We start from the raw sequence: 6,334 nt of genomic DNA, 5'->3' as shown, positions 1-6,334 counted from the left end.
CCTCTTCGTGGGCGGTCGAGGCCGTTGATCACACGACGGTCACGGTGATGACGCCGGATGGACGCGGGCCTGCGGCGCCGCAGCCGCGCTCCGCCGAAAAACATAACGATAGAACAACGAACAAGGCTCATATGGAGTTCGAGGGGAGCCGTCGGCCCCTCTCACGTGGAAGGCTGTATCAGCGTCGCACGGCACAGCAGCCGAAGCCCCGGCGACGCGAACCCGCGCCGAGCCAGTGGACCCGCCATCCCCCGGTCCGCGGACCGAGGACGGGCACACCATGTGGTTTCCGGAGGAGAACGATGCGTCTGAAGTACGGGCCCGCGACCGCCGCGGCCCTCCCCGCCGCGACGGCACTGCTGCTGTCGGCGTGCGGTGGAGGCGCGTCGGCCGATGCCGGCGGATTCGACGACTGCGAGCACCAGGTCACCACCTGCAACTCCGGCGAGCGCGCCGACGGCGGCGAGATCACCTGGGCCATCGACGGCTCCTGGTCCGGATGGAACCCCTCCGTCGCCGCCGACAACAGCTCCTACCTGAGCATGGCGCTGGCGGGCGTGTGGCCCCACCTGGGCCAGTTCGACCAGGACGGCGACTGGAAGTTCAACGACGGACTCCTCTCGGCCGATCCCGAACTGGTCAGGGAGGATCCCGTCCAGGTCGCCTACCACCTCAACCCGGAGGCCACCTGGGGCGACGGCACCCGCATCGGCGTCGACGACTTCGTCTACCACTGGTACGCCCGATCCGGCGACGAGTCCCTCTGCTCCGGCTGCACCCCGGCCACCACCGCATACGGCTCCGCCGTCGCCTCGATCGACGCCCAGGGCGACACGGTCACCGTCACCTACGCCGACGGCTACTCCTCGGCCGAGTGGCGGTACGAAGAGGTCCTGTCGCACCCCGCCCACATCGCCGAGCAGTCCGGCTACTCGTGGAGCGACGACCCCGAGGCGATGAAGGCGTCGCAGGACTACTTCACCGAGACCGTCCCCACCTGGACCGCCGGACCGTACCGGGTGACCGACGGCGCCCTGGGCGAGTTCGTGATCTACGAGCCCAACCCGGAGTGGGCCGGCTCGACCGAGGTCACGCTCGACCGGATCACGCTCGAGGCCTTCGACTCCGTCGACTCGATCGTGACCGAGATGCGGCAGGGCACCGTGGACGGCGCGAGCCCCGTCTCGGTCGGCGTCGAGCACATCTCCCAGTTGGAGACGGCCGACGGCATCGACTACGCGATCGCCCCCGGGCCCGGCTGGGAGCACATCGACCTCAACACGAACAACGAGTTCCTGTCCGACGAGGCGCTGCGCAACGCGGTGTTCCAGGCGATCGATGTCGAGAACATCATCGACCGCACCTACGCGAACGTCCAGTTCGACGCCGAACGCAAGCTCAACCACCTCTTCCGGGGCGCCTCCGAGCACTTCGTCGACCACCTGACCGCCACCGGCCAGGGCTTCGGCGACATCGAGCTCGCGCGCCGGACGCTCAGCGACGCCGGCTACACCTGGGACGACGAGGACCGTCTCCGCACGCCCGACGACGAGCCGGTCACCCTCTCGTACGGCTACACCGAGGGCCGCGTCGACCGCTCCGTCAGCGCCCAGATCGTCCAGGCCAATCTCGCCGACCTCGGCCTCGAGATCGAACTCGACCCCTTCGCCTCGGCCGACCTCGGCCCCACGCTGTTCGAAGGCCGGTTCGACATGATCCAATACGGCTGGTCCTCGACCCCGACCTTCGTCGGCAGCGCGAGCCAGTACTGGTCCAGCTCCTCGTCCTCGAACTTCGGCGGGCTCGACGACGACGCGCTCGACGAGACCCTCGCCCTGCTGGACGAGACGCTCGATCCCGACGAGGCGGCCGACATCGCCAACGACGCCGTCGCACAGGTCATCGCCGAGGCCTACGTGCTGCCGATCATCGACACACCGGTCGCCGTCATGGCTTCGGAGCAGCTCGTCAACGTCAGGGACAATTGGGCTTCCCAGCAACGGGCGCTGTACAACATCGCCGAGTGGGGAGTCGACGGTACTGAGTAATCCCCGCCAGTGGCAGGCGGACCGGCTCGCGCGAGTTCGGCAGCCGGGACCACTCCGCCGCAGGCCATCGATCACGCCTTTGCAATTATCGAGGAACTATGCTTGTATTCACCATTCGGCGCATCGTGATGATGATCCCGGTCCTCATCGGCGCCTCCATGCTCGCGTTCATCCTGGTGAGTATCTCGGGGGACCCCGTCGCCGACCAGGTATTCCTGCTGGAGCAGGCCACCGGTGAGCCGGTGCCCCAGGAGACCGTGGACAACATCAAGGAACGGCTGTACTACGACCGTTCGATGCCCGAGCGCTACTGGCTGTGGCTGACCGGCTTCGGTGAGACGAACGGCGACATCGGGCTGCTCCAAGGCGAGTGGGGCCCGTCGGTCGAGGGCAGCGCGATCGACATCGGCGGCGAGATCGGTTCCCGCTTCTGGATCACCCTGCGCCTGGTCCTGTTCGCCACCTTCGCCTCGATCGCCATCGCGATCCTCGCCGGCGTGGTCTCGGCGGTCAAGCAGTACTCGAAGGTCGACTACCTGCTGACCTTCATCGGATTCCTCGCCCTCTCGATGCCCACGTTCTGGTTCGGCCTGCTGATGAAGGAGGCGGCAGTCCAGACGAACAACGCCATCGGCTCGACGGTCTTCCAGACCTACCGCGACTCGACCCGCGGATTCCAGGGCAACGGCTGGGAGGTCTTCCTCGACGCCATTCCGTACCTGGTCATCCCGACCATCGTGCTCATGCTCACCGGCTACGCCGCGATGTCCCGGTACCAGCGCGCCTCGATGCTGGAGGTCCTCAACTCCGACTACGTGCGCCTGGCCCGCGCCAAGGGCGTCCGGAACGGGACCGTGATGCGCCGCCACGCGCTTCGCACCGCCCTGATCCCCGTGGCCACCTTCGCGCCGCTGGGCATCGCCACGGCCATGGGCGGCTCGCTGGTCATCGAGCGGATCTTCGGCTGGCGGGGCCTGGGCGCGTTCGCCTACGACGCCATCACCCACAACGACGCGTTCGCAGTGCTCGGCTACCTGTTCATCTCCGGCGTCATCGTCCTGATCGGCATCCTGATCTCCGACCTGATGTACGGCGTGCTCGACCCAAGGATCCGCTATGAGTAACACGACCTCCGCAGTCCTCGACGCCGAGGCCATCACCTCGAAGGAGCGCACGCAGCTCCAGATGATCACGATGCGCTTCTTCCGCCACAAGGCGGCCGTGGTCAGCCTCGTGGGCTTCGTTCTGATCATCCTGTTCGCCTTCCTCGGGCCGTTCCTCTGGACGTGGGACCACCGGATCCACACCGAGATCGGGTCGTGGGAGCCGCCGTCGCTGGAGCACCCGTTCGGCTCGGACCGCGCCGGACGCGACATGATGGGCACCGTCATGCGCGCCACCGCCCAGTCGCTGAAGGTCGCGCTCGTGGTCGCGATCGGTTCGACGTTCATCGGCGCCGTCGTCGGCGCCGTCGCCGGGTACTACCGCGGATGGGTCGACGCGGTGCTCATGCGCATCGTCGACGTCCTGTTCGTCATCCCGTTCCTCGTCATCACCGCCGCCATGGCCGGCAACATCCGCGGCGGCACCACGTGGTGGCACATGGCCCTGATCCTCATGATCTTCGGATGGCTCGGCACGTCCCGAGCCGTGCGCGCCGAGGTGCTGAGCCTGCGGGAGAAGGAATTCATCGAAGCCGCACGCTCGGTCGGCGGCTCCGACCTGCACATCATCTTCAGGCACCTCATCCCGAACACGATGAGCGTCATCATCGTCTCGGCGACCCTTCAGATCGCCTTCGCGATCCTGTCGGAGTCGACCCTCTCATTCCTGGGTCTGGGCATCCAAGCCCCGGACACGTCGCTGGGCCTGCTCATCCAGGCGGCCGAATCGTCGGCCTTCAGCGAACGCTGGTATCTGTTCTACATCCCGGGCATCTTCGTCATCCTCATCGCGCTGACGATCAACTTCGTCGGCGACGGCCTGCGAGACGCGATGGACCCCCGGCAGACGATGGTGAGGCGCTAACCCATGGACTTGACGGTCAACGGCACCCCGGCCGACGGCGCCGCGCGCGCATCGGCCAAAGGCGAACTCGTCCTGGAGGTCGACGACCTCAACGTGACCTTCCCGAGTGACGACGGGCCCGTCCACGCCGTCCGCGGCGTCTCCTACGAGCTGCGCCGGGGCCAGAGCCTCGGCATCGTCGGCGAATCCGGCTCCGGAAAGTCGGTCACCTCCATGGCGGTCATGGGCCTGCTGCCCAAGACCGCCGAGATCACCGGCTCGGCCAAGCTCCTCGGCGAGGAGCTCGTCGGGCTCGGCGACGCGGAGCTCTCGGTCGTGCGCGGCAAGCGGATCTCGATGATCTTCCAGGACCCGCTCACCAGCCTCAACCCCGTCTACACGGTCGGGTTCCAACTGGCCGAGGCGATCCGCGTCCACTACCCGGACGTGAAGAAGGCCGAGGCGCGTCAGCGCGCCATCGACCTGCTCGACATGGTCGGCATCCCGAACCCGTCCCAGCGCGTCGACGCCTACCCGCACGAGCTCTCGGGCGGCATGCGCCAGCGCGTGGTCATCGCGATCGCCATGGCCAACAACCCGGACGTCATCATCGCCGACGAGCCGACCACGGCGCTCGACGTGACGGTGCAGGCGCAGGTGCTCGAGGCGCTGGAGAAGGCCCGCGAGGAAGTCAACGCCGCGCTCATCCTCATCACGCACGACCTGGGCGTCATCGCCGGACACACCGACGACGTGCTGGTGATGTACGCCGGCCGCCCGGTCGAGAAGGGCACGGTCGACGAGATCTTCTACGAGCCGCGCATGCCCTACACGCTCGGCCTGATCGGCTCGATGCCGCGCATGGACGAGGAGCGGGGCCACCGCCTCACGCCCGTCCACGGCACGCCGCCGTCGATGCTGAAGATGCCGCCGGGCTGCCCGTTCCGGCCGAGGTGCCCCATGTCGCAGGACATCTGCGCCGAGATCGAGCCGGATCTGCTGCCGGTGAGTCCCAGCGGCCACGTCTCGGCCTGCCACTTCGCCGATCAGTTGGAAGGCAAGCGGCCCGAGGACGTGTTCGCGCCCGTGGCCTCCGACCCCGAGATCGAGGCCGCGGTCGAGTCCGACGCCCCGCACGGGAGCCTTCCTCAGGAGACCAAGCACCAGGAGGACATGTGAACGCCATGCTCGACACGCCGCAGGCGGCCACGAGCCCGGTCATCGCCGGGAAGAACCTGGTCAAGGAGTTCCCGGTCCGCTCCAAGGGGATCGTGCGGCGCAGGGTCGGGGCCGTCCACGCCGTCTCCGGGGTGAACCTGGAGATCGGCGCGAACGAGACCCTGGCGCTGGTCGGCGAGTCCGGCTGCGGCAAGTCCACCCTGGCCCGGCTGCTGATGAACCTCATCGAGCCGACCTCGGGAGAGGTGTTCTACGAGGGCAAGGACCTCACGCGGCTCTCGCGCGCGCAGATGCGGCCGATCCGGCGCGACATCCAGCTGGTGTTCCAGGACCCGATGGCATCGCTGGACCCGCGCATGACCGTCTTCGAGATCATCGCCGAGCCGCTGCGCGTGCACGGCATGTTCAAGAACGGGGGACGCGACCGCGTCAACTCGCTGATCGAGATCGTCGGCCTGAACCCCGAGCACCGCAACCGCTACCCGCACGAGTTCTCCGGCGGGCAGCGCCAGCGGATCGGCATCGCGCGGGCCCTGGCACTCCAGCCGAAGGTGCTCATGCTCGACGAGCCCGTCAGCGCCCTGGACGTGTCGATCCAGGCCGGCGTCATCAACCTGCTGGAGGACCTGCAGGACGAGCTGGGGCTGACGTACCTGTTCGTGTCGCACGACCTGTCGGTGGTCCGCCACATCGCCGACAAGGTCGCGGTCATGTACCTCGGCAAGATCGTCGAGGAGGGCACGACGGACCAGCTGTTCGCCGGCCCGGCGCACCCGTACACGCAGGCGCTCATGTCGGCGATCCCGCTGCCCGACCCGCGCAAGGAGCGCACCCGGGAGCGGATCGTGCTGGTCGGCGACGTGCCGAGCCCGTCGAACCCGCCGTCGGGCTGCCGCTTCCGCACCCGCTGCCCGCTGTTCCAGACCCTCTCCGAGGGCGAGCAGCGCCAATGCATCGAGGTGGAGCCGCTGCTGCGGTCCGACCACGACGGCCAGACGCGCGCGGCCTGCCACTACGCCGCGCCGAAGCAGCTCGTCTGAGCCGCCTCGCCTCGCGAATATCGAATCACCGGGCCGTCCCGCCTCCGCGGGACGGCCCGC

General features: G+C 68.1%; 5 protein-coding genes. All 5 read left to right on the top strand.

Translation table 11 applies throughout. From position 1 onward, the window contains the following. Positions 1 to 302 precede the first annotated feature (302 nt). The 5 genes from ACYVK3_RS02840 (at position 303) to ACYVK3_RS02820 (ending at position 6,274) form a co-directional block, all read left to right on the top strand. Positions 303 to 2,048, top strand: a complete 1,746-nt coding sequence (locus tag ACYVK3_RS02840) for a periplasmic substrate-binding domain-containing protein (RefSeq protein ID WP_460495740.1) — start codon at positions 303 to 305, stop codon at positions 2,046 to 2,048. A 98-nt stretch (positions 2,049 to 2,146) separates the two neighbouring features. Further along, positions 2,147 to 3,172: an ABC transporter permease gene (locus ACYVK3_RS02835; RefSeq protein WP_460495739.1), complete on the top strand. Its 1,026-nt coding sequence runs from the start codon at positions 2,147 to 2,149 to the stop codon at positions 3,170 to 3,172. Further along, positions 3,165 to 4,076 (top strand): ABC transporter permease, encoded by a 912-nt coding sequence (locus ACYVK3_RS02830; RefSeq protein WP_460495738.1) that lies wholly within the window; start codon positions 3,165 to 3,167, stop codon positions 4,074 to 4,076. Before ACYVK3_RS02835 ends, ACYVK3_RS02830 begins: the two co-directional genes overlap by 8 nt. A gap of 3 nt (positions 4,077 to 4,079) precedes the next feature. Next, a complete protein-coding gene (locus ACYVK3_RS02825; protein WP_460495737.1) occupies positions 4,080 to 5,234 on the top strand; it encodes an ABC transporter ATP-binding protein in 1,155 nt (384 codons plus the stop codon). A 5-nt stretch (positions 5,235 to 5,239) separates the two neighbouring features. After that, on the top strand, positions 5,240 to 6,274 hold the full coding sequence (locus tag ACYVK3_RS02820; protein WP_460495923.1) for an ABC transporter ATP-binding protein: 1,035 nt from the start codon (positions 5,240 to 5,242) through the stop codon (positions 6,272 to 6,274). Positions 6,275 to 6,334: the final 60 nt, after the last annotated feature.

The sequence above is a fragment of the Glycomyces tarimensis genome, from assembly GCF_054776215.1.
This window is presented reverse-complemented; position numbering and strand designations above follow the sequence as displayed.

What these genes read in the sequence shown, in the direction of transcription:
- ACYVK3_RS02840 (WP_460495740.1), top strand. Translation starts at nt 303, where the DNA reads ATGCGTCTGAAGTACGGGCCCGCGACCGCCGCGGCCCTCCCCGCCGCG.
- ACYVK3_RS02825 (WP_460495737.1), top strand. Translation starts at nt 4,080, where the DNA reads ATGGACTTGACGGTCAACGGCACCCCGGCCGACGGCGCCGCGCGCGCA.
- ACYVK3_RS02820 (WP_460495923.1), top strand. Translation starts at nt 5,240, where the DNA reads ATGCTCGACACGCCGCAGGCGGCCACGAGCCCGGTCATCGCCGGGAAG.
- ACYVK3_RS02835 (WP_460495739.1), top strand. Translation starts at nt 2,147, where the DNA reads ATGCTTGTATTCACCATTCGGCGCATCGTGATGATGATCCCGGTCCTC.
- ACYVK3_RS02830 (WP_460495738.1), top strand. Translation starts at nt 3,165, where the DNA reads ATGAGTAACACGACCTCCGCAGTCCTCGACGCCGAGGCCATCACCTCG.